This window comes from Klebsiella electrica, assembly GCF_006711645.1.
GTDB lineage: Bacteria > Pseudomonadota > Gammaproteobacteria > Enterobacterales > Enterobacteriaceae > Klebsiella > Klebsiella electrica.
Window position 1 is genome coordinate 3213747 of sequence record NZ_CP041247.1, and the last position, 26989, is coordinate 3240735.

Genomic DNA, 26989 nt, shown 5'->3' on the forward strand with positions numbered 1-26989 from the left:
CGGATCGCTTTTTTGCGCAGTGCGCAATTTCTTCTGCGCAGGTTTTTGCGCAGTTTGCGCAGTGGGTTTCTTGATATATCGACGGGCAGTAGCGTAGTTCAGTCCCTGCGCTTCACACCAGTCCTTCGGTGATACGCCGGTTGCGGCATGTTCGGACAGGAACCGTTGCTGAAGCTCGCCCCAGTCCGGTTTTGCCATGTATAATCCTTTTTAACCATTTGAATAGATTAAGGGATGCTATGATTCAGGATTTACTGCTGGAAGCGATAAAACATGAAAGGATGTTAAAAAAACTGGATGAACTTAATGCTCACTTTTACAACCGTAAGCATGAAACTCAGATTCGTGACGAGTTGGTAGTTATCATTAACCAGATAAGCTCTGTGGTAGCTATAAGTGAACATCCTAAACTTAGAGGTGGTGCAGTAGACTTATCGATCTATGAACCGCCGCAATCGTCCATCGAAGACAGCGATAGTATCGCCACCATAGAACTCAAACATCACTATCCGCGAGATTTGCTTCTTGAACCGGTGCAAAGAGACATTCTGTCGGACCTATCAAGGACGGTAGTGTTACCAACTACTCACTTTGTTCACGTGATCCAGCAAAGAATTATTCACACACCCCCACTAATAGGGAAAGTAAAATTCCTCCAAAGAGATACCAATGACATATCCTTTTGCGTGAGAACTTTGGAAGAACTAGATGCTTTTCCTAGAGAATTTCAAAAAAAAGCAATTAGCATTAAAGTTCACGGAAACGTAACTTCGACATATACATTTAACATATACACGCTGCCCAAATTGAAAACAAAAGACACTTAAAATTTACCAAATTCAACCAGTAAACAGAGCGTAATTTAAATCACTGGCAATGGAAGCATTATCGAAGCCACTCTGTGAATGGCTCCTGTAATGCTATCTGGCGTTGATGGTTTGTTGATAATTTCCAAAACTGGCTGGGGTAACATATCGGCGAAACCATGCTTACCCACAGAGGTATGCCCCAATGAGTAAGAATCAGATTCGCTGGGCAGGGATAGCCATTATGATGTTTTGCCTGGTTAATAGCATGATGGAGTTCTCTTCACCTGAAAAACGAAATCTCGCCATCGTTTCGGCTGTAGGCAGCATTGTCTACATTGCATGCATGCTGCGTCTTGTTCTCAGAAAAAAATAACCCTTATGGCATTATCGAGCCACCTCTTGAAGTGGCTCTGTAATGTCCTGCTTCATGAAATTATTTCATCTACCTTTAAGCAGAAAACCTTTCACCTAATGTGCATTATGAAAATGCCAATTGCGGCATACCTCGGGGAAACTGAAATGATCCATACCGTTCACTTCATGACAGATGTAACCGTTCCTTCTGTCACTAGCCTTATGGACGTTTGCCTTAAAGCGATATCGAATCCCAACCAAGTAATTTCAGAAATTAGACTTTATATCTCAAGTAAGGGCGGCGATACCGTTGCTGGTTTTACTGCATATAACTTCCTGAAATCTCTTCCAGTAAAGGTGACGACACATAACCTGAGTAACGTTGAATCTATTGCAAATGTTATTTTCATGGCTGGTTCTGAGCGATTTGCTAATCCGCTCTCAAGGTTTTTGCTACATCCTCTACATTGGGGTTTTGCAGCACCACAAGCAGACCACCTCAGGCTTAGGGAGTGGGCAGCATGCCTGGATGACGACTTGCACCGATTTGTAAAAGTGATGAATGCCGAGTCTCTCGCTATTACCCCAGACGAGCAAATTGACTGGGGTGATTTGATTACTTCTGCAACCATCATTGATCCGGGAAGGGCCACCGAGTTGAGTATGGTCCAGAAGGTCGAGGCTGCTACCATACCTGCCGAGTCGATCAGATGGTGGGTTCTGTAACATTATTGAGTCTCCCAATAAGTGCGGGCTCATTGGCCCGCTCGTTTCTTCTCAGCGCTCCGGATATCAGCCTTATCCCGATTGCATTGCCCCAGCGCCGATAGCAGGTTGACGTTTAAATCCAGGCTCTCGCCCCACGTCAGATTGTCTGGGATTGCCGGTTGCGGTGTATCAGCTGTCAGGCTGGATGGCAACGGAACCACCGGTACCTTGATGTAAACCGTTCGCGTATTGCTGACCAATTAAAAAGCCACCTGCTAACGGTGGCTTTTGTGATGGAAATTCAAATCATTTTGACGATTCACTGTTTGTCGATTTTGTTTATTATCTCTTGCTTGTCATCATTACACTGCTTGAGCGAAACCAGCGTATCGCCATAAAGATCGAGCAACTGCCCCCAAGTAATTCCTTTAGGGATATCAGGGGCAACATTAGATTTTCGTAATTCATCGGGTATTGAAACTATTTTTGCTGCTTGCCTGACGTTTGCGGCAGAGATAAAAATTGTTCCTATATAACCAACTGAATTTAGAATAATTATTGCTATGACAAAATATCTCATTCCCTTACTGCGCAACTTCCGGCATAGCTTGTATGCATCAGAACCGACATAACACAGTGATATGATCGTCAGCACCGAGAACGAGATGGCAGAAATGAGATATGTTATTGAAGCCATTAGATTAACCCGCTCAGAAAAGTAAATTGCAGCCAAGTAATATGAGCCAGCAACTAGAACCAGTACCGAGGCAAGAAAAGCCACTGAGTCTTTAAAAAAGGTTTTTATTAAAGCTAATGGGGATGAATCACTCATTGTGGTTCCTGTTATGAGTAGTTGTAATCCCAAAAAGATACACTACTTGATCACTTCAGGCACTGCGTGCGGATGTAGTCCTGCAGGTAGCTCACTTGCCCTGTGATGGTGGCGATTCCGGCTCGGAGACGCCAATAATCCCGTTCAGCGGAGTCAGTAAGTCGGGGGCCGGAAGCATCGCCCATGCCGCTGGCGCCGGTCGCTCCGTTCGCGGGACATTTTGCGTTGAGCTGCAGCCGACGCTTGCCAGAAGCAACATCACGCTCAAGCTGATCGATAGTGGCTTTAGCATCTGCCAGTTCTCCTGTGTATTTGGCATCCAGTGCAGCGACGTCACGCTGACGGGTCTGCATGTCGGTGATAGTGGCGTTCGCCAGATTCAGCGCCTGTGTTTTCTTGTCGCGCTGGCGCTTATATTCGGTAGCATTGGTGTGGTAGTGACTGGCAAGCCACCCAAGACAAACAATCAGGCAGATAACCACTGCGCTGATAATGGCGGTTAAGCGGCTCATCAGAATACTCCCGGAGCAGATGGCGGAACGCCGGGATTTAATGGCCCGAAACCATCATCTACTTTCTGTGGTTTTTCACCCCATAGACACACTTCGCGCTCAATCTCGCGGCGCGTTACCAGACCCTTCCACTGCTTGCCTTTGGCGTAGGTCCAGCGGCGCAACTGGTCACACGCGCCGTTCTGGTCGCCATGGTTGATTTTGCGCAGCAGCGTGGAGGTCTGGAAATTGCCAGCGCCAACGTTATACGCGAACGAGTACAGCGCCCCACGCATCGTTTCGGGGATTGGCTGTTTGATATACGGGTTAATCTGGCGGGCGACGGTGTTCAGGTCTTTATTGAGCAGTGAGCGACACTCAGTCTCGGTGTAGGTTTTGCCTAGCAGGATATCGTTGCCCGTGTGGCCATAGCAGACCGTCCAGACGCCAACCACATCCTGATAAGGCTTATACCGCACACCCTCAAGCCCATCGTTACCAGTCGGACCTGTGATAAGCGCAGAAGCGATAGCAACAGCTCCACCGCCAACAGCTGCAATGACACTTTTTCGAAGTGCTGGAGACATTATTCACCCCTTGCAGCTTTACGCCGGTCTTCTTTGATTTTGAAATACAAATTTGTCAGGTAGGTAAGGAAACCGAATACCAGACTCCCAAGAACGCCAATGGCAGCCCACTGGGATGGGGATACTTTGTCGAGCAGTTGTAGCATCCAGAACCCCGCGCTACCTGCGGACGAGCCGTAGGCAATGCCTGTAGTGAGTTTGTCCATTCTGTGCATGCTCCACCTCCGTTGTTGACGGATGGCGCTGTGTGTTTAAAAGGGCGGCTCAACAGGCTGGATTAGCAAGATCGCTTCCAGTTCATTCCCCGTGAGCCTTATGAGTTATGGAATGGCCGCCAGATGGATTAACGACAACGCACAGAGTGAATGACGTTCTGGCGGCCAAAACAGAAAGAGCCGCCTGGTGGCAGCTCTGAGCGGGCTTTTTTCGCCCAAAGAAAAGCCCCGGGAGTACCGAGGCTTAAGAGTCTGTTGCAGGTCTTCTTCCCTGCCGTCACCGTTGTCGTTATTTAAAGTCCTGCACGTCTGGACTAAAGCATCGGTAGATTGAAACCTACACCTGCTGTGTGGCGCCGGGTGCCTCCCGGTGAGCCTTTGGTCGACCACCAGGGGCTCGCATCGTTAATTGACTCACAACATGATTAATCTGGTCGTTTCGCCCCGCCGCATAGGGGGATTCACCACACCGATAATCTATGATGCCATCATCCCTGCCGTCAATAACCTGACACTCTGTCAAAGGCACCATTTAGATGCCTTTTGCACAATATCACGCTTTTCGCTTAAATGACCGGTGTGCGTAGACCGCCAACGCCGCAACGATAACCACCAGCAGAACCAGATCCAGCAGCATGCCCGCCAGCCGCCACGCTACGAGCAGCACAACGGAAAGAGCACTGGCTAACCAGGCACGCCGACTCTTCACGATTATCGACTCAATGCTCTTACCTGTTGTGCTCTTCAATCTGGCTCAGGACTCTCGCGTATGAGCTTCAACGTGTAGTGCGGCACGTATTCACTCAAGAGCCCTGACCGGATTGCAGAAAGCAAAAAGCCCAAGGCGTGAACCTCAGGCTTCAGTGTTGATAACTTTCATGGGAAAAGAGTAAAATTTGCGCTATTTACTATCTATATCATTGAAAAAACTGAATATCAGACAGAAAATCTTTAAGGATACTGTAATACATAATCATCCCTGCCAGAAAGCACGTAAAAAAGACAATCACAGTTATCCAGGTTCTCATCTGTTACTTTCTGCCCCTCGGGATGCTCGTGGAGAGCTTCAAACTGCGTGTAAAGGTAGTAATACATCGCAGAGCTTACCGCAAGACAACTGACAAAGAACAGTGCGAACCCTATTTTTTTCACAACACTACCTCTTTACCGTTTTTTGTAAAATAACCGATAAAAGGTAAATGTTTCTTCAACTCTTATCTTCCTCTTGTTAACAGAAAGTAAACAGACAGGAAATCGCCCCATCGGAGGCTCGCCAGCGCTAGCTAACCTCCTCAAAAACTCATTGGTTCGACGTGGTTAATGCGCATTGCGGTATGCGGTGAAATGCAGAGACAAAAAAGCCCCAGCGAGCGCTGAGGCTTGAGAGTTGTTGGCGTCGCTCTACGACGATGTGACAGGGGTACTGATGCAATGCATCTCGCGAATACCCCTGTCGTATCGCCGGAAAGCAAAAACCCCGCAAGGGCGGGGCTTTCGTCATGTTCAAATTGTCGCTTCTCATCGCTGCCATCGTTGCGCAGCTCTGCCAAGCATGAATGAATTATCTAAACTTCTGGGTGAAAATCAATGTTAATTTCAATTAAGAGCACAAAAAGCTAAATCGGCTAACTTCTCAGGTTTTTGCGGGCGGCTAAAAATGCCTTCCCCTGAAATATCTTGAGGCACCATTTCACGCGCTCTCTCGACTGGTCCGCCGTCAGCCAGGGCGCCAACTTCTGAAGTTCTCTGGTTATGTCTGATATTTTTTTTCGGGTTGTGTAGTAACTCATTCCGACGATGTAAATCGGGTCGGTAACCTCAAAGGCATTCAGTACACACTTCTCCATGAATTCGACGTCGTCGTTGCTGATGGCGGTATCTATCACGCTGCTCTCCTGCTTTGGCCAGAGAATGGCCTGTGCACGCTTCAAAGCATTGGGCCCACGAAATCCCTCAGCCCTTGCCTGCTCAATTGCCGCGGTAAAGCGCTCTAAGGATGGAGCGCCATTGGTAAATGGGGCGGGGTTCCTTTTGCCCTCTTCCTCAAAAGGATCGGTGCCGATCTGCGCGCCAGCTACGTCAGTTTTCGCTGTGCTGATAATTATTATACCAGTATCGACATGGCCACTGCGCTCCATCCCCAGACGATTATTGCATTAACCTACGATGGCCAGCTATTGCCGCGTAAATATGGTTTTCCGATGAAGTTAAGAATTCCAACCAAGCTCGGCTATAAAAACCCGAAACATATTATGGCGATTGAAGTGACCAATCGTTACCCCGGCGGCTACTGGGAAGACCAGGGTTATAACTGGTTCGCGGGTAGTTAATTTATAGCCGTCATCATCCATTATTTATACAACATGAAGGAATTACCAAATGAAAAAAATGAATACCTTACTGATGTGCTCTGCTTTATTTTTCGGTATATCCAGCGTCTACGCTGCCGATAATATGGCGAAAGATAACATGGCCAAAGATAATATGGCCAAAGATAATATGGGTAAGATGTCTTACAACTGCACGAAAGATAGCATGAAAAAAGAGTGTATGTCGAAAGATGGGATGTCGAAGGATAGCATGGGCAAGGATGCCATGAGCAAAGACGGTATGGCCAAAGATCCAATGTCGAAAGACAAAATGGGCAAAGACGCGATGGGTAAACAATAACCGCGCCGCCCGGCGACGAGGTCAAAGGGGGTGCCTGCCGGTTGGTCAGGTAACCCCCTTTTCATTTCATGGAGCCAAAGCCCGCGCGTTCTGCGACGCTATGACTACAGCAGCGCTTTCGCTTTAGCGACCACGTTGTCAACGGTGAAGCCGAACTCTTCGAACAGCAGCTCTGCCGGCGCAGACTCACCGAAGGTGGTCATGCCAACGATAGCGCCGTTCAGGCCGACGTATTTGAACCAGTAGTCAGCAATTCCGGCTTCGATGGCCACGCGAGCAGAGACCGCTTTCGGCAGTACGGATTCACGGTACGCCGCATCCTGCTTGTCGAACGCGTCGGTAGACGGCATGGAGACCACGCGCGCCTTCACCCCTTCGGCAGTCAGTTTGTCCCACGCGGCAACCGCCAGCTCCACTTCAGAGCCGGTGGCAATGAAGATAAGCTCCGGCTGACCGGCGCACTCTTTCAGCACGTAGCCACCGCGAGCGATGTCTTTCAACTGCTGTTCGCTACGATCCTGCTGCGCCAGGTTCTGACGAGAGAGAATCAGCGCGGTCGGGCCGTCGTGACGCTCAACGCCATATTTCCACGCCACCGCCGATTCCACCTGGTCACACGGACGCCATGTGGACATGTTCGGAGTCACGCGCAGGGAAGCCACCTGCTCTACCGGCTGGTGAGTCGGGCCATCTTCGCCCAGGCCGATGGAGTCGTGGGTGTAGACCATCACCTGACGCTGTTTCATCAGCGCCGCCATACGCACCGCGTTACGGGCATATTCCACGAACATCAGGAAGGTGGAGGTGTACGGCAGGAAACCACCGTGCAGAGAGATCCCGTTGGCGATCGCGGTCATGCCGAATTCACGCACGCCGTAATGGATATAGTTACCGGCGGTGTCTTCGTTAATCGCTTTCGAACCAGACCAGAGAGTCAGGTTGGACGGTGCCAGGTCAGCGGAACCGCCGAGGAATTCCGGCAGCAGCGGACCAAACGCTTCAATCGCATTCTGCGACGCTTTACGGCTGGCGATTTTCGCCGGGTTAGCCTGCAGCTTAGCGATAAATTCACTGGCTTTGGCGTCGAAGTCAGCCGGCATTTCGCCCTTCATACGACGGGTGAATTCAGCCGCTTCCTGCGGGAAGGCTTTGGCGTAGGCCGCGAATTTTTCGTTCCAGGCAGACTCTTTCGCCTGACCGGCTTCTTTGGCATCCCACTGCGCATAGATGTCAGACGGGATGTCGAAGGCCGGATGTTTCCAGCCCAGCGCTTCGCGGGTCAGCGCGATTTCTGCATCACCCAGCGGGGCGCCGTGAGAGTCGTGAGTACCGGCTTTGTTCGGCGAACCGAAACCGATGATGGTTTTGCACATCAGCAGGGACGGTTTGTCGGTGACCGCACGCGCTTCTTCTACCGCGCGTTTGATGGCGTCAGCGTCGTGACCGTCAACGCCGCGCACCACGTGCCAGCCGTAGGCTTCGAAACGCTTCGCGGTGTCATCGGTGAACCAGCCTTCTACATGACCGTCGATGGAGATCCCGTTATCATCATAGAACGCCACCAGTTTACCCAGTTTCAGGGTACCGGCCAGGGAGCAGACCTCGTGAGAGATCCCTTCCATCATGCAGCCGTCGCCCATAAAGGCGTAGGTGAAGTGGTCGACGATATCGTGGCCCGGACGGTTGAACTGCGCAGCCAGCGTTTTTTCCGCGATAGCCATGCCCACGGCGTTAGCAATCCCCTGGCCCAACGGGCCGGTGGTGGTTTCAACGCCAGCGGTGTAGCCCACTTCCGGGTGGCCCGGCGTCTTAGAGTGCAGCTGACGGAAGTTTTTCAGCTCTTCGATCGGCAGATCATAACCGGTGAGGTGCAGCAGGCTGTAAATCAGCATGGAGCCGTGGCCGTTGGACAGCACAAAGCGGTCGCGGTCGGCCCAGGCCGGGTTGTTCGGGTTATGTCGCAGGAAGTCCCGCCACAGGACCTCCGCAATGTCAGCCATCCCCATCGGGGCACCGGGGTGGCCGGATTTGGCTTTCTGTACCGCATCCATGCTCAGCGCACGCAGCGCGTTGGCGCACAGACGGCGGGGGGTTTTCGTGGTGTTCATGAGCTTCTTTCCCTGCCCTTACAGCATCTGCTGAATCTGGTTTTCCAGTTTGACCTGATCGACGGCGAACAGCCGGATACCTTCCGCCAGTTTTTCCACCGCCATCGGATCCTGATGATGCTGCCAGAGGAACGCCGCCTGCATCATCGGGCTGGGGCGAGTTTCCGTGACGCAGCCTGGCGCCAGCTGGCGACTCAGCGTCCCTGCACTGGCGGCCAGCTCATCGAGCAGCGCCGGGGAGATGGTCAGACGGTCACAGCCCGCCAGCGCCTGGATCTGCTCAATGCGGCGGAAGCTAGCCCCCATCACCACGGTGTCGTAGCCGTGAGATTTGTAGTACTGATAAATCTGGCGCACGGAAACCACGCCCGGATCGCTGTCGACCTGATACTCAGCCTGCGGCTGGTTTTTCTGATACCAGTCATAAATACGCCCGACGAACGGCGAGATTAAAAAGACGCCCGCTTCGGCGCAGGCCCGCGCCTGTGCGAAGGAGAACAGCAGGGTCAGATTACAGTTGATGCCGCTCTGCTCCAGCTCCTCTGCGGCGCGAATGCCCTCCCAGGTGGCGGCGAGTTTGATGAGGATGCGCTCCGGCCCAATGCCGTTCTTTGCATACATCTGGATAAGCTTGCGCGCTTTCGACACGCACATCCCGCGATCCCAGGCAAAACGGGCATCGACTTCGGTAGAAATACGCCCCGGCACGTGACGTAGCACCTCAGTGCCGATATCCACCGCGACCTGATCACTGGCGTTAATCAGCTGGGTTTCTGCGCTGCCGCCCTGCTGACGCGCCTTGCCGATTGCGTCGGCAATCAGCGCCTGATATTGCGGGAGCTGCGCGGCCTTCAGCACCAGCGAAGGGTTGGTGGTGGCATCCTGCGGGGCAAACTTTTTAATCGATTCGATATCACCGGTATCGGCCACCACGGTGGTATATTTTTTCAGCTCGTCTAACTGGCTCATAGTCTGTTCCTTATATTACGACTGCGGATATTAATCTCTGGCGTGCTGGTGTTCGTAATAGTCGATACGCTCCACTTTTGACGCGGAGCCGCCGCCTTCATATTCGGATTCAAGCCAGGCCTGAATAATTTTTTTGCCCAGCTCCGGGCCAATCACGCGCGCGCCAAGGGTAATAATCTGCGCGTTATTACTTTTGCGCGCCCGCTCGGCGGAGAAAGTATCGTGGCATTGGGCGGCACGTACTCCCGGTACTTTATTCGCCACAATGCTCATCCCAATACCGGTGCCGCAAATCAGGATGCCGCGATCGTGCTCGCCCTGCTTTATCGACATCGCCACCGCATGAGCAACATCCGGATAGACCGTACTGCCCTGGCGTTTATCGCTGCTGTAATCCGCGACCTTCATCCCGAGCCCATTCAGATAAGCGACGATAGCGTCGCGGAAAGCATAGGCGGCATCATCCGCACCAATAGCGATTGTTTTCATGATAATTTCCTTAATTTAGCTCCAGGTCTTAATTTAGATCCTGATAGAAAGATATTCGGTCACCACGCTGGATATCATGTGGTGATTGACCACACAGATGTACCATCCCCGGTAATTCAGCCGTTGCAGCACCATCAAAATTTAAAGTGATATGGCCAAGCTGTTTTAAATTTGCCGTTGCAACACTACCTACCGCCGTCACCCGATAAATAGCCTGATTTATTTTCATTATCTGCCCGGGTGATAATTCAGCCGTTAGCTCACTGCCCCGGTGTACCGCGCAATACATCGCAATATCGTCAGGAACGGGCTCAGAGAATAAGATTAGCTTCTGTTCCTGCAGATAGTTTTCAACATACTCCCCGACAGCCGTGATAAGTAATGAATACAACGGCACAGTCATATTATTTGTTTCCTTTTGCGGCATGAGAAGATAATGCCACCTTCTCTTCACTGCTCTTTTCTTTCACCGGTTCAACCGCCGGCGCGCGCTTTTTCAGACGTTTATCAAACCAGGCCACCAGTACCGGCGCGGTAATCATCGTGATGATGCTCGCCGTCGCCAGCTGTGCGGTGGCGGCATCAACGTACATCGCCAGCGAGGGGTCGGCTTGAGCGACCATTGCTGGCGTCAGCGCCGAGCTGGCTGCCGTCGTACCCAGCGCGGCTCCCAGCGCGGTTTTCTTCTTCAGGAACAGGTTGTAGATAAAATAGAACACAATGCCGGTTACCGCAGAGATAATGCCGAGCAGGATCCCCGACAGACCGGCGGTAAATACCGTGTTGATACTGGAATTGGCGCCGATAGCAAACGACATAATAATAATGATTAGCGGCTGAGCGGCGGCGCACAGCTGTTTAAAACGCTTATCAAGGTTGCCCCACAGCATCCCAATCAGCAGCGGGATCAGCATCGACAGCAGCGCGGCGAAAGGAATATTGGCCAGGCCGCTGACCCCCAGCACCATCATAGTAACAAACGGGCCGTCCTTGACGCAGAAGACGGAGATCGCCCCGGCGTCGCTGGCATCGCCGTAGTTGCTGCACAGCGCGATATACAGCGAGCTGTTGGAGCTGGTTAAACAGGCAATCAGCGCCAGCGTGGAAATCCCGAGGAAACCGTTAGGGCCGAACAGCGCCCCCGCAGCCCACACTGCCAGCGCGCCGGCGAGACATTTAAGGAATAGCAGTACCGCACCTTTATAAAGCGGCAGCCCGGCCTGACGGATATTAATCGAGGTGCCGCAAATGAGTAGGAAAATCCCCATCATCGCGCTGGAACCGACTTTGAATAATGCGGTTGTCGGGCCGCCGATGCCCAGCACTTCGGGGGCCAGGGTATTAATAAAAATCGCCGCAAGCAGTGGGATAATAATTAAACCGCCTGGCACCTTGTTCATCTTTTCAAGTATATTTATGTTCATAGGGTAACTCATAAATTATGATTTGACAGAGATAACGACGCAATACTACCCAGACGACCATTACGCCGATTTTTATTTATATGAATTATTAATTATTGCTGCGCTTCTTTATAAATTCTTTCGACAATGGTGCTAATAATATCCTCCGGCCCGGTTAAACCGCCTTTGCCAATGCAAATCAGGCCGGCATAATCGCCGCCGATAATACGCACCATATCGGTTTGCGGTATCACATAGTCAATCATTTCAATTCCCGTGGCGCCGAGTTCTTTAAGAACATTCACCATCGTGTCGCCACCGGTCATATACAGACCTTTAATTTCTCCCGACGCGCAGCTAAGCACTTCACGGACAATATTCCCCAATCCCTGGTTAATATTTTTCGCAGCCTGACCGTGCGCCAGACCAAAGCGCTGTTCTTCTTCCTGTAGATCCAGCAGTCGTCCGGTTAACGCTGATTCAAAAACGAATATGGCGTTCTGCTGCGCCGGTACGCACTGCCGGGCATGCTGTACCACGCGATTAACTTCGATTTCAGCGGCGTTTTTCCTGTCGACCAACAGTTCGGCGTCAACGGGGATGTGGCAAACCCTTTCATCATTGGCGATCAGATGCTGGAGCTGCTTTTTCGTCACCGGCGTTGCGCTACCGGCAACCACAAGAATCGATCCGCGCTGGCTTTCCGCTGCCGTCGTCGCTGATACGCTACTTCGCGTCTCCCGCATCAGGCCACGACGCACCGCCAGTCGTTCGGTAAAGGGGCCCGGGTCGACCGCCAGTACGTTCCAGTTCAGCGCAACCACCGCCCCGGCAATCGCATCGACATCTTCCACGGTAATGGCATCGACCACAATCACCCGCATGCCGCGCTGCTGCTGTTCCTGGAGATCCTCCTGCAACTGCCCCTCGCCTTTCATCACCGAGGCCAGCGCGATATGTCCAACCTGATGATGAGTCTGCGCCGCCAGCAGCCCCGGCACCCAGGACTCGGTAACCGGAGTGCGTACATCGCGTGCCACATCTGTGCGTGAAAGCGCGACGGAGTCAATCACCGAGTAGCCGCCAACCAGAATACGCCGCGACTGCGGCATAGCCGGCACCACAACGGCAACCGTTTCCAGCGGCAGTTGCTCCAGCATGGCGTCGATTTCAAAACCTATGCCGCCGCGCAGGGTGGTATCGATACGCTTGGTAAAGTAGTGCGCGCCGCGGGTCTGCAGCTGTTTCACCGCGGCGCTGACCTGCTGCTGGGCTTCCGCTTTCGGCAGAGGACGGCTGTCGCTGCTGACCACCATCGCCGGATACTCCACCTCATTGCGAGCGAAGGATTCGGTATCGAAGAACGCGGCGGTTTTTAAACCGCTGCGCGCCAGTAATACCCCAACGGTGGTCGCACCGGTCAGATCGTCGGCGACGATCCCCAGCTTACCGCCTTCCCCTTGCGGCCAGACCATTTCGATGCAGGCCGGCGTCACGCCGGAAACATAGATGCCTTCATGAATAAACTCCGCCAGCGGACCGCTTTTACCGGTTGGATGCAGGTTGATAGTCGGAATACCCCGTTTCGGATAGAGCCCACAGCGCAACGTACCGCCGCAATCAATAACCATCAAACCAATTTCGTCTTCCGGTGGCTCGCCGTTCTTAAAGACGTCAACGGAAGGCCAGCCGGTCAGCTCACTCAGTCGTTCAACAACCGGGGGAACCAATCCCCCGGTGATATAAGCAATCTTTTTGCTCTGATGGATATCAATCGTCAGCGGCCCACCCCAGCCTTTACTGCCTTTGCTAATCAACAGATGCTTTTCCATCTCTTTGTCCTCATTGATTCGCATTAACACCCGCGATTATTGATGTTTCATTTTCCAGTAACGCGCCGCGACCAGCGTCGATTCCAGCATGCTGACGGTTCCTGCTTTGCCAGTACCGGCAATATCGAAAGCGGTCCCGTGGTCAACGGAGCTGCGCATAAACGGCAGGCCGAAGGTGATAGTAATGGAGCGTTCAAAGTCGAGGGTTTTGCAGGCGATATGCCCCTGGTCGTGGTACAGGGAAAGGATCGCGTCATAACGTCCCTGCTTGCCAAGATGGAATACCGAATCCGCCGGAACCGGGCCAATCGCATTGATTCCCATCTCCTGCGCCGCCTTCACCGCCGGAATCAGGTTGTCCGCTTCCTCGTGACCAAACAGGCCGTTATCAGAAGCGTGCGGGTTAAGCGCCGCAACCGCGATACGCGGATTGGCAATTTTGAGGGCGGTGAACTCATGGTGAATTTGCTGTACGCAGGCCAGCACGCGTTCTTTGTTGGCATAATCACACGCCGCTTTCAACGCCATATGGCGACTGACGAAAAACACCCGCAATTTTTGAACATGAAACATCGTCAGGCCATAATCTGACTGCGTTTCAACCTGATAGATCTCGGTATGACCCGGTAATTTACAGCCTGCCAGCTTAATCGCTTCTTTATGAATCGGCGCCGTCGAGACCACATCAATCAGGCCTGCTTTACCTAATTCGATGGATTTCATCACATAATCTAGCGACATTTTTCCCGCCAACTGCTGCACTTTTCCCCATTCAATGCTGTCGCAATCGTAATCGCCGGTTTCCATCACATCGATGGTTCCCCAGCGATACAGCGCTTCCTCCGGGTGTGTGATTTTGTTCAACGCAAAATCACATCCCATGATCTTCATCGCCCGGGCGACAATGGGGATCGATCCAATCAGAAAAGGTTGGCACTCGTCATACACGCTTTTATCCATCATGGTGGCAACGGTGATCTCCGGGCCGATCCCAGCAGGATCGCCGATAGTGATTGCGACAACAGGTTTTTTTTCTTGTGACATCGTGGGCCTCTCGTAGTTGAACGTCATTTTGTTCATATGTTCACATTCTAATCATATGAGCAAAACATTACCTGAGGATTAAGAAGATATTGGTGATCTTTGTCACATAAAAAAATCAACCGAATTATTTAATAAAAAAATGTGATCTAACATATGTTCACACAGTGATAAAAAGTTCAATCTTTCACAGCGGTGAATAAACCATGTTCACAACGCATTGATTTACTTACGATGGAGAACGAAAGATGAAGACAATTTGGTTAGGCACCAGTTGGAAGATGAACAAGCCGCTTTCCGAAGCGATGCAATGGTGCGAGATTTTGGCGCAGCGTCTGGGGCAGGTTGTTCATCCGGATATTCAGCCTTTTGTCATCCCTCCTTTTACGGCCATTCATCCGGTCAGCCGCTATTTGCAGGAGCGACATATTCGCTGTCTGACCGGCGCGCAAAATATGCATGAAGCCGACAGCGGTCCATGGACAGGTGAAATATCCGCAGACATGCTGCTGGAAGCGGGGGCGACGCTTGTTGAGCTCGGTCATTCCGAACGACGCGGTGCCTTCAACGAAACCGACGCCGCCATTAACAGAAAGGTCCATAGCGCGTTGCGTCATGGCTTGCGTCCGCTGATATGTATTGGCGACAGCGCCGAAGAGAAAAGCTGGCAGGTCTCGCGCGAAACGGTCGTCCGTCAGATGAAAATCGCCCTTCATGGCTTAAGCCGGCAGCAGGTTGTAGACACGCTTGTTGCCTATGAACCAATCTGGGCGATTGGCGAACAGGGTACGCCGGCCCGTCCGGAGCAAGCAGGAGAGATCCATCGGGCGCTACGCCAGGGGCTATGTGAACTTTTTGGTCAGGAAACCGGGTTGCAAATCCCCCTGCTCTACGGCGGCAGCGTTAACAAGCAAAATGCGGTGGAATTACTGCAACAAGAGGATGTCGACGGTCTCTTCATTGGCCGGGCGGCCTGGGACGCCACTGGCTATTGTGAAATCGTTCAACGCGTTACACAGGAATTTATTCTTAAGTCGCAGTAATATTAGGCGGACATCAGAGATGGAAACACCAAACGATGACTGAACAAGACCCAGATTATGCACTGCTGACCGAAATTGCCGTGGCCTATTATGACCAGGAACAAACTCAGGAAGAGATTGCCCAGCGATTCGGCATTTCACGGATTAAAGTCGGTCGGCTGCTGAAAAAAGCCCGACAGGAAGGGATTGTGGAGATCAGCGTGAAATATCACCCGGTCTTTAGCTCGCAGATAGAGCAGCAGTTTATTTCCCATTTCGGCATCAAACGCGCCTTAATCGCCCTGGACCACCATGATGAAGACGAACAGCGTCAGCAGGTGGCGGCGTTGGTCAGTAACTACCTTGCCGGCATCTTAAAGAATGATATGACGGTGACCGTCGGACAAGGGCGCAATGTGGCTGCCGTCGCCAACCACGTTGGGATCTTCCCGGAGCGGCACTGCCGTTTTATCTGTGGAATCGGCGGAACCAAACGCGACAACCAGCTCATAGATGCCGATCACATCAGCCGTAACCTGGCACGTAAGTTTAACGGCTTCAGTGAAACGCTCTACGCTCCTGCATATGTTGAAACTCCGGAGTTGCGAGCGGCATTTATGCAAAACCGCCTCATCAAAGCGACCCTTGAGCAGGCCAGCAAAGCTGACGTTGCGATAATTGGTCTCGGCGATATGAATGAGAACAGCTTTATGGTTCAGCTCGGCTGGTTTTCCCCCAAAGAGATTGCGACAGCCCGGCAGGATCAGGGAGTGGTGGGAGATATCGCCGGATACAGTTTTTTCAATATCCAGGGGAAACCGGTCGATACCGTTATGAACGATCGGGTTATCGGCCTGAGTCTTGAACAACTGCGGTCCATCCCCTGCGTCATTGCCATCGCCTCGGAAAGTACCAAAGCAACGGCGATACTCGGCGCCCTGCGCACTGGCGTCATCGATGTCCTCGCCACCAGCGCGTCCAACGCCCGCGCGGTCATCAATATGCACAAAGCGTTATAAAACGTGGCGCGTGGCGCGGCCTGCATAACCGGGGAGCGCTGGCCGTTGCTCCGGTTTGCCGCCTGCTCTGCTGTCATACCCGGCGGGAACGATCGGGCCGATATGAAACAGGCCGCCTATGAAAAACATAGAGCGGCCTGGTGTCTTTCGCGCCCGGCAATCAACGCCATCGCGCGACGGAATCAGAGATCTTTCAACAGCCGGTCGACGAACGCCGGTACAACCTCGCTCGCCAGACCGTAGTGTTTTTCTGCAAACTCACTGCCGACCTGGCTGGGTTCCAGATTGAGTTCCACGGTATGCGCCCCCTGCAAACGGGCTTCGTGCACGAAGCCTGCCGCCGGATAAACGTGCCCGGAAGTGCCAATGGCGATAAAGATATCGGCATCGGCCAGCGCGCTGTAAATATCATCCATCCCCAGCGGCATCTCGCCAAACCAGACCACATGCGGGCGCAGCGGCGCCGGGAACTGGCAGCAGTGGCACTTATCTTCCGTCGTGACGTCTCCAGTCCACTCCAGCACCTGACCGCTCCACGAACAGCGCACCTTCAACAGTTCGCCGTGCATATGAATCACCCGGCGGTTTCCCGCGCGTTCGTGCAGGTTATCAATGTTCTGAGTGACCAGCACAAAGCGGTCGCCCAGCTCCGCTTCCAGTCGCGCCAGTGCCTGATGCGCCGCATTCGGCACTATCTCCGGGCTCTGCAGCTGCCGACGGCGGGCGTTATAAAACGCCTGTACCAGCGCCGGATCGCGGGCGAAGCCTTCCGGCGTCGCCACATCTTCCACCCGGTGCTCTTCCCACAAACCATCGGCAGCGCGAAACGTTTTAATCCCGGACTCCGCCGAAATACCCGCGCCGGTCAGCACCACGACTTTGGGCTTAGCTATTATTTCCACAGCCGACTTATCCTCTTTAAAAAAAATCCGCTGGCGCAGGCGTTCACGCAAGCGACGTTTATTGCGTCGAAAACGGCTCAATCGGTGTAAGCGGCGCGACAACATAGCTCCCCCTGTGGTTAATGAGTCAAATGAAGGAAGGCCGCACCGCGCATACCTCCGGCATCGCCATGGCGCGCGCGTTCGATACGCGGCACCCGGGCAACGGGAAGTAAATGTCGCGGCAGGCGCTGCGCCAGCCCTTCGCTTATGGCAGTAAAGTTAGACAATCCTCCGCCAAGCACCAGCAGATCCGGATCAACAATAGTCAGAATATTACCCAGACAGACCGCCAGCAGGTCAAGATAGCGTTCGACGTGCTCGCGCGCCCGCGCATCGCCTTGCTGCCACAGCGTCACGATGTCGGGTGCGGTTATGGCGTGTTGATAATAATGTTCATAGAGCCAGGCAAAACCGCGGCCGGAGAGATAGTTTTCAATGCAGCCCAACTGGCCGCAGCCGCAGCGGGTGAGCGGGAAGTCACGCCCCACCACCGCCAGCGCATCCACCGGCAGCCGGATATGGCCAAATTCACCGGTAATATAGCTATGTCCGGTAATCGATTTGCCGTTGAGGACCAGGCCACCGCCGACGCCGGTACCGAGAATCAGCCCCATGACCAGCGGATATTGCGTAAACTCATCGTCCCAGGCTTCAGAGAGCGCAAAACAGTTGGCATCGTTATCCAGACGAACTTCACGCCCGAGCCGGGCGCTCAGATCGCTGCGCAGCGGCTGACCGCTGGCCGCGGGAACGTTGGCGGCATACAGCGTGCCGTCTGCGGTTTCCGGCATCCCCGGAATCCCGATCCCGACACTCCCCTGACAGTCAAAGCGGCTGTCGGCTTCATCTACCAGCGCCTCAACCGCCTGCAAAAAGTCGGCATAACTCGCCTTCGGCGTGGCAACGCGTTTTTCCCACTGCAATCGCCGCGTTTTATCAAACACGCCCAGCGCTATCTTGCTACCGCCAATGTCAAATCCGTAGTACATAGCCATTCCTCTTTACTGACCGCAAAGGTCAGGACGACGTAAAGAGTGGATTACCGGGGACCTTGTCGGCCCGCGTAGCGAGCGCCGCCGGGCGCAAGGTCGGGTGGCGGCTTCGCCTTATCCGACCAGAGTGTATACCCCGCAATCCACTGAATTACTGGCCACTCAGCACCCTCGCCGGGTCAATGCGGCTGGCGCGGCGGGCGGGATACCAGCTGGCCAGCAAACTCAGCAACAGTGCCGTCGCCAGCACATAAATAACATCCAGCCAGTGCAGTTCAGACGGCAGGAAGTCAATAAAATAGATGTCGCCGGACAAGAATTTATGCCCGATCAGGTATTCGAGGCCGTTGATAATGGACGTCAGATTCAGCGCACAAACGACGCCGATCGCCACGCCAATCAGGCTCCCGACCGAACCGGCAAGCAAACCATACCAGACAAAAATGGCGCGGATCAGGCCATCTTTCGCCCCGAGCGTGCGCAGTACCGCAATATCGCTGCTTTTATCTTTCACCGCCATCACCAGGGTGGAAACGATGTTAAAGCAGGCTACGCCTATCACCAGCACCATCGCCAGGTACATAATGGCGCGGATCATCTGGATATCGCGATACATATAACCGTAAGTCCCGATCCAGCTCTTGATGTAAACATAGCTGTTCGTCACTTCGCCGGCATCGCGTACCAGCGTATTGGCGTGGAAGACATCGGTGACTTTAATCGCAATCCCGGTCACGCTGCCAGCCATATCCAGATACTGTTGGGCATCGTCCATCGGGATCATGGCAAAACTGTGATCGAGCTGGCCGCTGAGCTGCAAAATCCCGGTCACATGCAGCCTGACGCGTTTCGGCTGCAGGAGTTGATGTTCGGCGTCAGAGTTGGGGATCATGATGGAAACCCAGTCGCCCTGCTTCACGTGCAGTGCATCCGCCACCCCTTTACCGAGAATAACCTGCTGTTCGCCAGCTTTAAAATTAGCCCACGCGTTATTCTGGACAAACTGAGGCAGCGAACTCAGGCGGCTCTCCTGCTGCGGATCGACCCCTTTTACCTGAATGGCGCGCATGTTGCTGCCACTCTCCACCAGCCCGGTAAAGTTAATGTAGGGCGCCGCGGCAACGATACCTTTGACCTTTTCCACCTTCGCCAGCGCGTCGCTCCAGTTGGTCCACGGCTGCTTCACCGGCTCGATTTCGCCATGTGGAACCACCGCCAGAATGCGGTTGTTCAGCTCACGTTCAAAGCCGTTCATCGCGCTGAGGCCGACGATTAAGACCGCCACCCCGAGCGCAATCCCGATCGTCGAAATCACCGAAATCAGCGACACCATGCCGCCGCGCCGCCGCCCGCGGCTAAAACGCAGGGCAATCAATAACGATAACGGAGAAGTCATTACCTGGCCCCCATCAGGGTCAGTTTCGCGTCCAGATGACCATCACGCATTTCCAGCTGGCGGCCCATCCGTTTGGCCAGTTGCAGGTCGTGGGTCACCACCAGAAACGCGGTGCGCTGGGCAACATTCAGTTCCCCCAGCAGCTGAAAAATGCTGTCGGCATTGCGGGCATCGAGGTTACCGGTCGGTTCATCCGCCAGCACCAGACGTGGCTTGTTAACCAGCGCGCGGGCAATCGCCACCCGCTGGCGTTCGCCGCCGGAAAGCTCTGACGGGCGGTGGTTGCTACGGTGCTCCAGCCCCACGGCATGCAGCATTGCCTTAGCCTGACGTTCAATATCCGCGGCTTTCTGTTTACCAATCAGCAGCGGCATTGCCACGTTTTCGAGGGCGGTGAAATCCGGCAACAGGTGGTGGAACTGGTAGATAAAGCCGAGTTCACGGTTACGCAGGTCGGCGCGTGCGGCGGCAGAGAGCCGGTTCATCGACTGTCCGGAGAAAATCACATCGCCGGAGGTCGGCGTATCCAGCCCGCCGAGCAGATGGAGCAGTGTACTTTTCCCGGAACCCGAGGTACCGACAATCGCCATCATCTCCCCTTCCTCAATACTGAAGCTGACATTGTGCAACACATCGGTTTGCACACTGCCTTCCTGATAGCGTTTGCACAGATTGTCGCATTGCAGCAGGATCTTATTCATAACGTAAAGCCTCAGCGGGTTGAGTGGCGGCAGCGCGCCAGGAAGGATACAACGTCGATAACAGTGCCAGCACCATGGCCACCAGGACGATAATCGTCACCTGTAACGGCTCGATTGCGACCGGCAGCGCCGCGCCGTCAAGAAATGCGCCGATAATCGGCATTAAATTGTTCAACTGGCTGGCGAGCAGCACGCCAAGCGCGGCGCCAAGCAGCGCACCGACGATCCCGGCGCTGGCCCCCTGGACCATAAAGACCAGCATAATCTGTCGCGGGGTCAGCCCCAGGGTTTGCAAAATCGCCACTTCGCCCTGTTTTTCCATGACCATCATCCCCAGCGAAGTAATAATATTAAACGCCGCGACGGCCACGATCAGGCTCAGCAGCAGGCCCATCATATTTTTTTCCATGCGCACAGCCTGGAACAGCTCGCCTTTGCGCTCGCGCCAGTCCTGCCACTTCGTCCCCTGCGGCAGCGCCTGTTGACTGAGGGTATCCACCTGCAAAGGATGACTCAGCCACAGACGCCAGCCGGTGATGTTACCCAGCGGGTAGCGCATCAGGCGCGAGGCATCGTCGATATTGGTCAACATCTGATAGCCGTCCACTTCACTGTTGGCGGCAAAGGTGCCGATAACGTTAAACAGTCGTTGGCTCGGCACCCGCCCCATAGGCGTGAACTGACTGGCGGAGGGCACCATGACGCGAATCTGATCGCCGCGGTTAACCCCTAGCTGACTGGCCAGCTGTTCGCCAAGAATGACGTTATATTTCCCGGCCTGAAGATCGCTTTGCTTCACGTTGACAAGATACGGCGTGAGCGGATCGTTTTGCGTCGGGTCGATACCCAGCATCACGCCAACCGCGACGCTGCGGGCGCTTTGCAGCACCACATCGCCGGTGGTTAATGGCGCAATGCGCGTGACGCCCTGTAATTTGATGGCGCTTTCCGGCAGCTGCTGAGGGTTCACCGAGCCCTGCTGCGCGCTAATTATGGCCTGTGGCATCAGCCCCAGGATGTTGTTCTGCAGCTCGCGCTCGAAGCCGTTCATGACCGAAAGCACGGTCACCAGCGCCATCACGCCAAGCGTAATGCCGATGGTGGATAGCCAGGAGACGAAACGACCGAAGCGGTCGGCTGCGCGCCCGCGCATGTAGCGAAGGCCGATAAAGAGTGCGGCAGGTTGGTACATGTAATCCATCTGGTTGCTGATAGCCGATGCACGAGTATATATGGCATAGCACAACGCGTAAATCACTGAAACGGTAAGTTTTTGTCGTGCAATAAGAAAAAAGTAAAGATAAATCAAATGGATATTTGATTAGTCAGCGCTTATCTATCAGAATCTTTCACCGTAGCGAGCCCGCATGTCGTCAATCAGGTTGGCGAATACGGGTCAATCGCGGATAATCATCAACATTGAATATGCGCGGTTTGCCCTTATATAGCCGTCATACCGCACGCTGCATGTGCATTGACGACGCTGGTTTACCGGAATCGCTTACCTGCATAAGCTCATCGGGAAGCAATCGGAAAATTTGAGAGATGTCCTGCTCTCTCGCCAGAGGCAGCGTCGACTGTTCAGGTTCGCTCCTGACGAATTTGTCGCTCACTTGCTGCGTAACCTGGCCTGTGGCCTTGCCCCTTCGGGGTCAGTGCAAGCGCGGTTCAACAACGCCTGAGGTGTTTTTGAGCCGCAACTCGAAATATTTAGGGTACACATATAGAGCGAATCAAGAAGGGATCCTGATAACAGCTATGCCTCAACAATACCGATACACACTGCCGGTCAAGCCCGGCGAACAGCGGCATCTCGGTGAATTAACCGGCGCGGCTTGTGCCACGTTGGTTGCGGAAATGGCCGAGCGCCACGGCGGGCCGGTCATACTCGTCGCCCCCGATATGCAAAATGCCCTGCGTCTGAATGATGAAGTTCGCCAGTTTACCGACAGCATGGTGACAGGACTGGCTGACTGGGAAACGCTACCTTACGATAGCTTCTCGCCGCATCAGGACATTATCTCTTCCCGTCTCGCCACGCTTTATCAATTACCCACCATGCAGCGCGGCGTGCTGATCGTGCCGGTCAGCACGTTAATGCAGCGCGTCTGTCCGCATAATTTCCTCCACGGACACGCGCTGGTGATGAAAAAAGGCCAGCGTCTGTCGCGCGACGGCCTGCGCACTCAGTTAGATAGCGCCGGCTATCGCCATGTCGATCAGGTGATGGAGCACGGGGAGTATGCTACCCGCGGCGCCCTGCTTGACCTGTTCCCGATGGGGAGCGAGCAACCCTATCGCCTCGACTTCTTCGATGATGAAATCGACAGCCTGCGCCTGTTCGACGTCGACAGCCAGCGTACGCTGGAAGAGGTGGCCGCCATTAATCTACTGCCCGCTCATGAGTTCCCGACCGATCAGGCGGCGATTGAGCTGTTCCGTAGCCAGTGGCGCGATCGCTTTGAAGTCAAACGCGACGCCGAACATATCTATCAGCAGGTCAGCAAAGGGACATTACCGACCGGCATCGAATACTGGCAGCCGCTGTTTTTCAATGAGCCTCTGCCGCCGCTGTTCAGCTACTTCCCGGCGAACGCCCTGATCGTCAATACCGGCGATCTGGAAGCCAGCGCCGGGCGTTTTCAAAACGAAACCCGCGCCCGCTTCGAAAGCCGCGGCGTCGACCCGATGCGTCCCCTGCTGCCGCCGGAACAGCTCTGGCTGCGGAGCGACGAACTGTTCAGCGAGCTGAAAAAATGGCCGCGTATCCAGTTAAAAACGGAGCGTCTGGCCGATAAAGCCGCCAATACTAACCTCGGCTATCAGAAGCTGCCGGACCTCTCTGTTCAGGCGCAAAACAAAGCGCCGCTGGATAATCTGCGCCGCTTCCTCGAAGCCTTTAGCGGCCCGGTGATTTTCTCAGTGGAGAGCGAAGGTCGCCGCGAAGCGCTGGGCGAAGTGCTGGCGCGGATCAAAATCGCGCCGAAACATATTCTGCGGCTGGAAGAGGCCACCGGCAGCGGCCGCTATTTAATGATAGGCGCCGCCGAACACGGGTTTATCGATAGCCCGCGGAATCTGGCGCTGATTTGCGAAAGCGACCTGTTGGGCGAGCGCGTGGCGCGTCGTCGCCAGGATTCGCGACGCACCATTAACCCCGATACCTTAATCCGCAACCTGGCGGAACTGCATATCGGCCAGCCGGTGGTACATCTGGAGCATGGCGTTGGCCGTTATGCCGGCATGACCACGCTGGAGGCAGGCGGCATCAAAGGGGAATACCTGATGCTGACCTACGCCAATGACGCCAGACTGTATGTGCCGGTGTCATCATTGCACCTGATCAGCCGCTATGCCGGCGGCGCGGAAGAGAGCGCACCGCTGCATAAACTCGGTGGCGATGCCTGGGCGCGCGCGCGGCAGAAGGCGGCGGAAAAAGTGCGCGATGTGGCGGCGGAACTGCTCGATATTTACGCCCAGCGCGCGGCGAAAGCGGGCTTCGCCTTTAAGTACGACCGCGAGCAGTATCAGCTGTTCTGCGATGGTTTCCCGTTTGAAACCACGCCGGATCAGGCGCAGGCGATTAACGCCGTTCTCAGCGACATGTGTCAACCGCTGGCTATGGACCGCCTGGTCTGTGGCGACGTCGGCTTCGGTAAAACTGAAGTGGCGATGCGTGCCGCCTTTCTGGCGGTGGAGAACCACAAGCAGGTCGCGGTGCTGGTGCCGACCACTCTGCTCGCGCAGCAGCACTTCGATAACTTCTGCGACCGCTTCGCCAACTGGCCGGTGCGCATTGAAATGCTGTCGCGCTTTCGCAGCGCGAAAGAGCAGGCGCAGATTCTTGAACAGGCTGCCGAAGGTAAAATCGATATTCTTATCGGCACGCACAAGCTGCTGCAAAGCGAAGTTAAGCTGCGCGACCTTGGGCTGCTGATCGTCGATGAAGAGCACCGCTTCGGGGTTCGCCACAAAGAGCGAATCAAAGCGATGCGTGCCGATGTCGATATTCTGACGCTGACCGCCACGCCGATTCCGCGAACGCTGAACATGGCCATGAGCGGTATGCGGGATCTGTCTATTATTGCCACGCCGCCCGCCCGCCGCCTGGCGGTAAAAACCTTCGTCCGGGAGTATGACTCGCTGGTGGTTCGCGAGGCGATTCTGCGTGAAGTGCTGCGCGGCGGCCAGGTCTACTACCTTTATAACGACGTGGAGAATATCCAGAAAGCGGCGGATCGGCTCGCGGAGCTGGTGCCGGAGGCGCGAATCGCCATCGGTCACGGGCAGATGCGCGAGCGCGAGCTGGAACGGGTGATGAATGATTTCCACCACCAGCGTTTTAACGTGCTGGTCTGCACCACTATTATTGAGACCGGGATTGATATCCCGACCGCCAATACCATTATCATCGAGCGCGCGGACCATTTCGGTCTGGCTCAATTGCACCAGCTGCGCGGACGCGTCGGCCGTTCGCATCATCAGGCCTATGCCTGGCTGCTGACGCCGCACCCGAAAGCGATGACCAGCGATGCGCAAAAGCGTCTGGAAGCCATCGCCTCGCTGGAGGATCTCGGCGCCGGTTTCGCGCTGGCCACGCACGACCTGGAGATCCGCGGCGCTGGCGAGCTGCTGGGCGAAGATCAGAGCGGGCAGATGACCACCATCGGTTTTTCGCTATATATGGAGCTTCTGGAGAACGCTGTCGATGCGCTGAAAGCCGGACGTGAGCCTTCACTTGAGGATCTGACCAGCCAGCAGACTGAGGTTGAACTGCGGATGCCTTCGCTGTTGCCGGACGACTTTATTCCTGATGTGAATACCCGACTCTCGTTCTACAAGCGGGTTGCCAGCGCCAGGAATGAGCACAGTCTGGAAGAGATTAAAGTCGAACTGATCGACCGCTTCGGCACGCTACCGGATGCGGCGAGAAACCTGCTGGATATCGCCCGTCTGCGTCAACAGGCGCAGAAGCTGGGGATCCGTAAGCTGGAGAGCAATGACAAAGGCGGCGTGATTGAGTTCAATGAAAAGAACAACGTCAACCCGGTGTGGCTGATTGGCCTGCTGCAAAAACAGCCTCAGCACTTCCGCCTGGATGGCCCGACGCGGCTGAAGTTCATGCAGGAACTTGGCGAACGTAAAACGCGTATGGAGTGGGTTCGCCAGTTTATGCGGCAGTTAGAAGAGAACGCGACCGCATAATCGCAGCGCGGAGGCGGCGCCCGTCGCCGTCTTCACGCCTGTTTTCTTCCCTCGCAGTGACACCCGGTAAACTTTACAAATGTTTTGCAATTCACCTGGGTTTCCCCACAGACAACCGCGTGATAATTCCCGTCCGTTTCCTCATAAAAAAATAACCATTTATTTATTATGACTACTTTTATATCGCGTTTCTCTCTGTGGCTGGCCTTGGCGGCCGTAGCGGCCGTACTGACCCTCCCCGCCCGCGCCAATACCTGGCCGTTGCCGCCTTCCGGCAGCCGCCTCGTCGGGCAAAATCAGTTTCACGTCGTCCAGAATAACGGCGGTTCTCTGGAGGCTATCGCCAAAAAATACAACGTCGGCTTTCTGGCATTGCTTCAGGCAAATCCCGGCGTCGATCCTTACGTTCCGCGTGCCGGCAGCGTACTGACCATTCCGCTCCAGACGCTGCTGCCGGAAGCGCCGCGCGAAGGGTTGGTGATTAACCTCGCCGAGCTTCGCCTCTACTATTACCCGCCGGGGAAAAATGAGGTCACCGTCTACCCTATCGGCATCGGTCAGTTGGGAGGCGATACCCTTACCCCGACGATGGTCACCACCGTCTCCGACAAGCGCGCCAATCCAACCTGGACGCCGACGGCCAATATTCGCGCGCGGTATAAAGCGATGGGAATAGAGCTGCCGGGCGTGGTACCTGCCGGGCCGGATAACCCGATGGGCCATCATGCTATCCGCCTTGCGGCCTACGGCGGCGTCTATCTGCTGCATGGCACGAATGCCGATTTTGGCATCGGCATGCGCGTGAGCTCCGGCTGTATCCGCCTGCGCGATGATGACATCAAAACCCTGTATAACCTCGTTACCCCAGGGACAAAAGTCAATATCATCAACACGCCAGTTAAAGTCTCCGTGGAGCCTGACGGCAGGCGTCTGGCGGAAATCCATCAGCCGCTGTCCAAACACTTAGATGACGATCCGCAGACGCTACCGATCGTCCTGAATGGTGAAATGACAGCATTTAAGCAGGCCGCGCAGACCGACCAGACGGTGATGGAGCGCGCGATGACGCTGCGTTCAGGTATGCCGGTTGACGTGACCCGCCACCCCACCGCTGGCGAACAGTCATTGTAAGTGCCTAATGACAGAGATAAAAAAACCGCTGAAGGCGGTTTTTTTATGAGGTAAAAGCAGGGTAAAACGCC

26 protein-coding genes and 3 pseudogenes are annotated in these 26989 nt (G+C 54.4%); 9 read left to right on the top strand and 20 right to left on the bottom strand.

From position 1 onward, the window contains the following. Positions 1-9: 9 nt before the first annotated feature. A pseudogene (locus Electrica_RS15425) lies at positions 10-198 on the bottom strand (terminase small subunit); the annotation flags it as partial. Positions 199-239: 41 nt separating this feature from the next. Here Electrica_RS15425 and Electrica_RS15430 point away from each other — a divergent pair. From Electrica_RS15430 to Electrica_RS15435, 3 genes are all read left to right on the top strand, one after another. Further along, positions 240-827, top strand: a complete 588-nt coding sequence (locus tag Electrica_RS15430; RefSeq protein WP_141964901.1) for a hypothetical protein — start codon at positions 240-242, stop codon at positions 825-827. A 184-nt stretch (positions 828-1011) separates the two neighbouring features. Further along, entirely contained in the window at positions 1012-1182 is a 171-nt protein-coding gene (locus tag Electrica_RS28445) for a hypothetical protein (protein WP_167686240.1), read from the top strand. Between the two features lie 146 nt (positions 1183-1328). Then, positions 1329-1889, top strand: a complete 561-nt coding sequence (locus Electrica_RS15435; protein ID WP_141964902.1) for an ATP-dependent Clp protease proteolytic subunit — start codon at positions 1329-1331, stop codon at positions 1887-1889. A 29-nt stretch (positions 1890-1918) separates the two neighbouring features. On the opposite strand, the pseudogene lysC reads toward Electrica_RS15435, so the two are convergent. From lysC to Electrica_RS28940, 7 genes and pseudogenes are all read right to left on the bottom strand, one after another. Further along, positions 1919-2125 (bottom strand): annotated as a pseudogene (gene lysC / locus Electrica_RS28930) (Rz1-like lysis system protein LysC); the annotation flags it as partial. 65 nt (positions 2126-2190) lie between these two features. Continuing rightward, positions 2191-2703 (bottom strand): hypothetical protein, encoded by a 513-nt coding sequence (locus Electrica_RS28935; RefSeq protein ID WP_228267375.1) that lies wholly within the window; start codon positions 2701-2703, stop codon positions 2191-2193. 50 nt (positions 2704-2753) lie between these two features. Next, complete coding sequence (locus tag Electrica_RS15450; protein ID WP_141964904.1) at positions 2754-3215, bottom strand: lysis protein; 462 nt, start codon at positions 3213-3215, stop codon at positions 2754-2756. After that, positions 3215-3781 carry a lysozyme gene (locus Electrica_RS15455; protein ID WP_141964905.1) on the bottom strand — a complete coding sequence of 189 codons (567 nt, stop codon included), beginning with the start codon at positions 3779-3781 and terminating at the stop codon, positions 3215-3217. The genes Electrica_RS15450 and Electrica_RS15455 overlap by 1 nt, the downstream gene beginning before the upstream one ends. After that, positions 3781-3996, bottom strand: a complete 216-nt coding sequence (locus tag Electrica_RS15460) for a class II holin family protein (RefSeq protein ID WP_131050591.1) — start codon at positions 3994-3996, stop codon at positions 3781-3783. Before Electrica_RS15460 ends, Electrica_RS15455 begins: the two co-directional genes overlap by 1 nt. A 553-nt stretch (positions 3997-4549) precedes the next feature. Beyond that, on the bottom strand, positions 4550-4744 hold the full coding sequence (locus Electrica_RS15465; protein WP_141964906.1) for a hypothetical protein: 195 nt from the start codon (positions 4742-4744) through the stop codon (positions 4550-4552). A gap of 877 nt (positions 4745-5621) precedes the next feature. After that, positions 5622-6104 (bottom strand): hypothetical protein, encoded by a 483-nt coding sequence (locus tag Electrica_RS28940; RefSeq protein ID WP_228267425.1) that lies wholly within the window; start codon positions 6102-6104, stop codon positions 5622-5624. Here Electrica_RS28940 and Electrica_RS15475 point away from each other — a divergent pair. Further along, a pseudogene (locus Electrica_RS15475) lies at positions 5991-6326 on the top strand (molybdopterin-dependent oxidoreductase); the annotation flags it as partial. The gene Electrica_RS28940 and the pseudogene Electrica_RS15475 overlap by 114 nt on opposite strands. A gap of 49 nt (positions 6327-6375) precedes the next feature. Then, positions 6376-6666 carry a pentapeptide MXKDX repeat protein gene (locus Electrica_RS15480; protein WP_141964907.1) on the top strand — a complete coding sequence of 97 codons (291 nt, stop codon included), beginning with the start codon at positions 6376-6378 and terminating at the stop codon, positions 6664-6666. Positions 6667-6770: 104 nt separating this feature from the next. On the opposite strand, the gene tkt is transcribed toward Electrica_RS15480, so the two are convergent. From tkt to pdxA, 7 genes are all read right to left on the bottom strand, one after another. Next, on the bottom strand, positions 6771-8774 hold the full coding sequence (gene tkt / locus Electrica_RS15485) for a transketolase (RefSeq protein ID WP_141964908.1): 2004 nt from the start codon (positions 8772-8774) through the stop codon (positions 6771-6773). Positions 8775-8792: 18 nt separating this feature from the next. Further along, positions 8793-9743: a transaldolase gene (gene tal / locus Electrica_RS15490; protein ID WP_141964909.1), complete on the bottom strand. Its 951-nt coding sequence runs from the start codon at positions 9741-9743 to the stop codon at positions 8793-8795. 30 nt (positions 9744-9773) lie between these two features. Then, positions 9774-10232, bottom strand: a complete 459-nt coding sequence (gene rpiB / locus Electrica_RS15495; protein ID WP_004860583.1) for a ribose 5-phosphate isomerase B — start codon at positions 10230-10232, stop codon at positions 9774-9776. Positions 10233-10260: 28 nt separating this feature from the next. Continuing rightward, positions 10261-10635: a PTS glucitol/sorbitol transporter subunit IIA gene (locus tag Electrica_RS15500; RefSeq protein WP_032717213.1), complete on the bottom strand. Its 375-nt coding sequence runs from the start codon at positions 10633-10635 to the stop codon at positions 10261-10263. A gap of 1 nt (position 10636) precedes the next feature. Further along, positions 10637-11656, bottom strand: a complete 1020-nt coding sequence (locus Electrica_RS15505) for a 2-keto-3-deoxygluconate permease (protein ID WP_141964910.1) — start codon at positions 11654-11656, stop codon at positions 10637-10639. Positions 11657-11748: 92 nt separating this feature from the next. Next, the gene (locus tag Electrica_RS15510; protein WP_141964911.1) at positions 11749-13467 is read right to left on the bottom strand and encodes a four-carbon acid sugar kinase family protein; all 1719 of its coding nucleotides are present in this window, start codon (positions 13465-13467) and stop codon (positions 11749-11751) included. 36 nt (positions 13468-13503) lie between these two features. Beyond that, positions 13504-14511: a 4-hydroxythreonine-4-phosphate dehydrogenase PdxA gene (pdxA, locus tag Electrica_RS15515; protein WP_004860567.1), complete on the bottom strand. Its 1008-nt coding sequence runs from the start codon at positions 14509-14511 to the stop codon at positions 13504-13506. 245 nt (positions 14512-14756) lie between these two features. Here pdxA and Electrica_RS15520 point away from each other — a divergent pair, with 245 nt between their 5' ends. Then, a complete protein-coding gene (locus tag Electrica_RS15520; protein WP_004860565.1) occupies positions 14757-15551 on the top strand; it encodes a triose-phosphate isomerase in 795 nt (264 codons plus the stop codon). Between the two features lie 35 nt (positions 15552-15586). Beyond that, entirely contained in the window at positions 15587-16549 is a 963-nt protein-coding gene (locus Electrica_RS15525; RefSeq protein WP_004860563.1) for a sugar-binding transcriptional regulator, read from the top strand. A 182-nt stretch (positions 16550-16731) separates the two neighbouring features. Here the strand turns inward: Electrica_RS15525 and cobB are convergent, their stop codons facing one another. The 5 genes from cobB to lolC all read right to left on the bottom strand — a co-directional run bounded on the left by cobB (position 16732) and on the right by lolC (position 21774). Continuing rightward, entirely contained in the window at positions 16732-17556 is an 825-nt protein-coding gene (gene cobB / locus Electrica_RS15530) for a Sir2 family NAD+-dependent deacetylase (RefSeq protein WP_141964912.1), read from the bottom strand. A 14-nt stretch (positions 17557-17570) separates the two neighbouring features. Then, on the bottom strand, positions 17571-18482 hold the full coding sequence (gene nagK / locus Electrica_RS15535) for an N-acetylglucosamine kinase (protein WP_141964913.1): 912 nt from the start codon (positions 18480-18482) through the stop codon (positions 17571-17573). Positions 18483-18636: 154 nt separating this feature from the next. After that, complete coding sequence (gene lolE, locus Electrica_RS15540) at positions 18637-19881, bottom strand: lipoprotein-releasing ABC transporter permease subunit LolE (protein WP_100685106.1); 1245 nt, start codon at positions 19879-19881, stop codon at positions 18637-18639. Continuing rightward, positions 19881-20582, bottom strand: coding sequence for a lipoprotein-releasing ABC transporter ATP-binding protein LolD (lolD, locus tag Electrica_RS15545; RefSeq protein ID WP_100685107.1), 702 nt, complete (start codon positions 20580-20582; stop codon positions 19881-19883). The genes lolE and lolD overlap by 1 nt, the downstream gene beginning before the upstream one ends. Continuing rightward, positions 20575-21774, bottom strand: coding sequence for a lipoprotein-releasing ABC transporter permease subunit LolC (lolC, locus tag Electrica_RS15550; RefSeq protein WP_131049969.1), 1200 nt, complete (start codon positions 21772-21774; stop codon positions 20575-20577). The genes lolD and lolC overlap by 8 nt, the downstream gene beginning before the upstream one ends. Before the next feature lie 566 nt (positions 21775-22340). Here lolC and mfd point away from each other — a divergent pair. Together mfd and ldtC are read left to right on the top strand one after the other, a co-directional pair. Further along, positions 22341-25787: a transcription-repair coupling factor gene (gene mfd, locus Electrica_RS15555; RefSeq protein ID WP_141964914.1), complete on the top strand. Its 3447-nt coding sequence runs from the start codon at positions 22341-22343 to the stop codon at positions 25785-25787. A 168-nt stretch (positions 25788-25955) separates the two neighbouring features. Beyond that, entirely contained in the window at positions 25956-26918 is a 963-nt protein-coding gene (gene ldtC / locus Electrica_RS15560) for a L,D-transpeptidase LdtC (protein ID WP_141964915.1), read from the top strand. Positions 26919-26989: the final 71 nt, after the last annotated feature.

Coding starts and splice junctions, on each gene's coding strand:
- Electrica_RS15520 (WP_004860565.1), top strand. CDS start 14,757: ATGAAGACAATTTGGTTAGGCACCAGTTGGAAGATGAACAAGCCGCTT.
- Electrica_RS15505 (WP_141964910.1), bottom strand. CDS start 11,656: ATGAACATAAATATACTTGAAAAGATGAACAAGGTGCCAGGCGGTTTA.
- Electrica_RS15450 (WP_141964904.1), bottom strand. CDS start 3,215: ATGAGCCGCTTAACCGCCATTATCAGCGCAGTGGTTATCTGCCTGATT.
- Electrica_RS15430 (WP_141964901.1), top strand. CDS start 240: ATGATTCAGGATTTACTGCTGGAAGCGATAAAACATGAAAGGATGTTA.
- ldtC (WP_141964915.1), top strand. CDS start 25,956: ATGACTACTTTTATATCGCGTTTCTCTCTGTGGCTGGCCTTGGCGGCC.
- pdxA (WP_004860567.1), bottom strand. CDS start 14,511: ATGTCACAAGAAAAAAAACCTGTTGTCGCAATCACTATCGGCGATCCT.
- tkt (WP_141964908.1), bottom strand. CDS start 8,774: ATGAACACCACGAAAACCCCCCGCCGTCTGTGCGCCAACGCGCTGCGT.
- tal (WP_141964909.1), bottom strand. CDS start 9,743: ATGAGCCAGTTAGACGAGCTGAAAAAATATACCACCGTGGTGGCCGAT.
- Electrica_RS15510 (WP_141964911.1), bottom strand. CDS start 13,467: ATGGAAAAGCATCTGTTGATTAGCAAAGGCAGTAAAGGCTGGGGTGGG.
- cobB (WP_141964912.1), bottom strand. CDS start 17,556: ATGTTGTCGCGCCGCTTACACCGATTGAGCCGTTTTCGACGCAATAAA.
- Electrica_RS15460 (WP_131050591.1), bottom strand. CDS start 3,996: ATGCACAGAATGGACAAACTCACTACAGGCATTGCCTACGGCTCGTCC.
- nagK (WP_141964913.1), bottom strand. CDS start 18,482: ATGTACTACGGATTTGACATTGGCGGTAGCAAGATAGCGCTGGGCGTG.
- Electrica_RS15455 (WP_141964905.1), bottom strand. CDS start 3,781: ATGTCTCCAGCACTTCGAAAAAGTGTCATTGCAGCTGTTGGCGGTGGA.
- rpiB (WP_004860583.1), bottom strand. CDS start 10,232: ATGAAAACAATCGCTATTGGTGCGGATGATGCCGCCTATGCTTTCCGC.
- Electrica_RS28445 (WP_167686240.1), top strand. CDS start 1,012: ATGAGTAAGAATCAGATTCGCTGGGCAGGGATAGCCATTATGATGTTT.
- Electrica_RS28935 (WP_228267375.1), bottom strand. CDS start 2,703: ATGAGTGATTCATCCCCATTAGCTTTAATAAAAACCTTTTTTAAAGAC.
- Electrica_RS15480 (WP_141964907.1), top strand. CDS start 6,376: ATGAAAAAAATGAATACCTTACTGATGTGCTCTGCTTTATTTTTCGGT.
- lolE (WP_100685106.1), bottom strand. CDS start 19,881: ATGACTTCTCCGTTATCGTTATTGATTGCCCTGCGTTTTAGCCGCGGG.
- mfd (WP_141964914.1), top strand. CDS start 22,341: ATGCCTCAACAATACCGATACACACTGCCGGTCAAGCCCGGCGAACAG.
- lolC (WP_131049969.1), bottom strand. CDS start 21,774: ATGTACCAACCTGCCGCACTCTTTATCGGCCTTCGCTACATGCGCGGG.
- Electrica_RS15435 (WP_141964902.1), top strand. CDS start 1,329: ATGATCCATACCGTTCACTTCATGACAGATGTAACCGTTCCTTCTGTC.
- Electrica_RS15500 (WP_032717213.1), bottom strand. CDS start 10,635: ATGACTGTGCCGTTGTATTCATTACTTATCACGGCTGTCGGGGAGTAT.
- lolD (WP_100685107.1), bottom strand. CDS start 20,582: ATGAATAAGATCCTGCTGCAATGCGACAATCTGTGCAAACGCTATCAG.
- Electrica_RS15525 (WP_004860563.1), top strand. CDS start 15,587: ATGACTGAACAAGACCCAGATTATGCACTGCTGACCGAAATTGCCGTG.